2 protein-coding genes are annotated in these 2,293 nt (G+C 69.2%); both read left to right on the top strand.

What is annotated here, in order from left to right:
* Nucleotides 1–176 precede the first annotated feature (176 nt).
* Nucleotides 177–1,670: a cryptochrome/photolyase family protein gene (locus WBA11_RS01985; RefSeq protein ID WP_424519052.1), complete on the top strand. Its 1,494-nt coding sequence runs from the start codon at nt 177–179 to the stop codon at nt 1,668–1,670.
* A gap of 31 nt (nt 1,671–1,701) precedes the next feature.
* A partial coding sequence (locus tag WBA11_RS01990) for a deoxyribodipyrimidine photo-lyase (RefSeq protein WP_424519053.1) occupies nt 1,702–2,293 on the top strand: 592 nt, incomplete at its 3' end.

Here is a 2,293-nt window from a genome sequence, read left to right on the forward strand (position 1 = left end):
ACGCTGGGCCACCGCCGATCCGGCGCGCGGCACGTGGCGGCTCGTCCTCGAGCCCGACAGCGCCATCGGCGTTGTTGCCGTCCGCCTCGAGGCGCGGTAGGGAGCGCCCGGACTCGCCCTCGAGGTCGGACCTAGACCGCAGGGATTCGGTACCGAGGGGGACCCCTCCCGTGCCCATGTCGACCGTCGCCCTCGTCTACCCGAACCAGCTCTTCGACGAGCATCCCGCCTTCGAGGGCGCCGACCGCGCCGTCCTCCATGAGGACGACCTCTACTTCCGCGACGAGCGCTACCCGGCCCGCAACCACAAGCTGCGCCTGGTCCTGCACCGCGCGACGATGCGCCGCTACGCCGACCGCCTGCGCGACGCCGGCCTCGAGGTCGAGTACGTCGCCTGGGCCGACCGCGTCTCGACGGCGGACTTGCTCAAGCGGTTCGCCGAGGAAGACGTGGAGACCGTCCGCCTGTGCGAGCCGGTCGACTTCGTCCTGGAGAAGCGGCTGCACGCCGGAGCCGCAGCGGCCGATGTCGACCTCGAGGTCGTGGACACGCCGCTCTTCCTAAACACGCGCCAGGAGAACGCCGACTTTTTCGCCGGTCGAAAGCGGTACTTCATGGCCGACTTCTACAAGCACCAGCGCCGGCGGTTGGGCATCATGGTCGACGGCGAGGGCAAGCCGGCGGGCGGCAAGTGGAGCTACGACCACGACAACCGAAAGAAGCTGACCAAGGCCGCCCTCGAGGCCGTCCCGCCGCTGCCGAGCGTGGAGCAGGACGCGTACGCGACCGAGGCGCAGGCGTACGTCGAAGAGCACTTCCCCGACCACGTCGGCGCGAGCGGGCCGCTCCCCTACCCGACCGATCACGACGGCGCTGGGCGCTGGCTCGAGGTCTTCGTCCAGGAGCGCCTCGAACAATTCGGCCCCTTCGAGGACGCCATCGAGCCGGGCCGGTCGCACTTATACCACGGCGTCCTGACGCCGATGCTGAACGTCGGGCTGCTGACACCGCACCAGGTTTTGGACGCCGTCCTCGAGGCCGACGGCATCCCGCTCAACTCGCTCGAGGGGTTCGTGCGCCAGATCATCGGGTGGCGCGAGTACATGCGCGCCGTCTACGACCTCGAGGGCGTGACGATGCGGAACGGCAACGTGTGGGGGTTCGAGCGCGAGATCCCCGACGCGTGGTACACCGGCGAGACGGGGCTCGCGCCCGTCGACGACGTGATCCCGCGCGTGCTCGAGACCGGCTACGCCAACCACATCGAGCGGCTGATGGTGCTGGGCGGCGCGCTCTTCCTGAGCCGCTTCCACCCGCGCCACGTCTACCGCTGGTTTTCCGAGATGTTTATCGACGCCTACGACTGGGTCATGGTCTCGAACACGTACGGCATGAGCCAGCACGCGGCCGGGCCCATCATCACGACCAAGCCGTACATGAGCGGGTCGAACTACCTGCGCAAGATGAGCCACTACCCGCGCGGCGACTGGGAGGCCGAGTGGGACGGGCTCTACTGGACCTTCCTGCGCGACTACCGCGACGAGCTCGAGACCTACCGCCGGATGTCGCTGGTGACTGGACACCTGGACCGGATGTCACCGGAGAAGCTAGAGGCACACGAGGCGGCGGCGACGCGCTACCTCGAGCGGATCGGCCTCGAGGACGAGTAGCCCCACCCTCGAGGTCGACCCCTTTCTACCCATGCCCGACGCCCTCGACCTGCTCCGCCAGCGCACGCGGCGTTTGAACAAGCACGCTGTCCCCGACGCGGACTACGTGCTGTGCTGGCTCCAGCAGGCGCTCCGTGCCGAGCACAACCCGGCCATCGACGCCGCCATCGCGGCCGGCAATGAGCACGGTCTTCCGGTCGTCGTCTACCACGGGCTCGACAACCGCTACCCGTACGCGTCGCACCGGCTCCACCGCTTCATCCTCGAAGCCTCCCGCGAGCTCGGGGTTGGCGTCGAGGCGCGCGGGCTCCGGTTCGTGCGCTACGTGCGCCGGCCGGACAAACTAGAAGAGGGACTGGTCTACCGGCTGTGCCAACGCGCTGCGATGCTGGTCACCGACGACCAACCGACCTACGTCGCCCGGTGGCAGGCGGACCGCGTCGCAGAGCGCGTCGAGATCCCCGTCCTGGCGGTCGACGCGACGTGCCTGGTCCCGATGAACGCCGTGCCCGGCCCGCACCAAGCCACGAAAGCGTTCCGCGCCGCCGCGACCAAGTTGCGAGGGCTCCACCTCGCCACCGACCTCGAGCAAGCACCGGACGTCTCCCGCTACGACGGCGACC

It is taken from the genome of Rubrivirga sp., from assembly GCF_049648075.1.
Taxonomy (GTDB): Bacteria; Bacteroidota; Rhodothermia; order Rhodothermales; family Rubricoccaceae; genus Rubrivirga.

Bases quoted from the DNA above. Each gene is read 5' to 3' on its own strand.
- WBA11_RS01985 (WP_424519052.1), top strand. From the start codon at position 177: ATGTCGACCGTCGCCCTCGTCTACCCGAACCAGCTCTTCGACGAGCAT.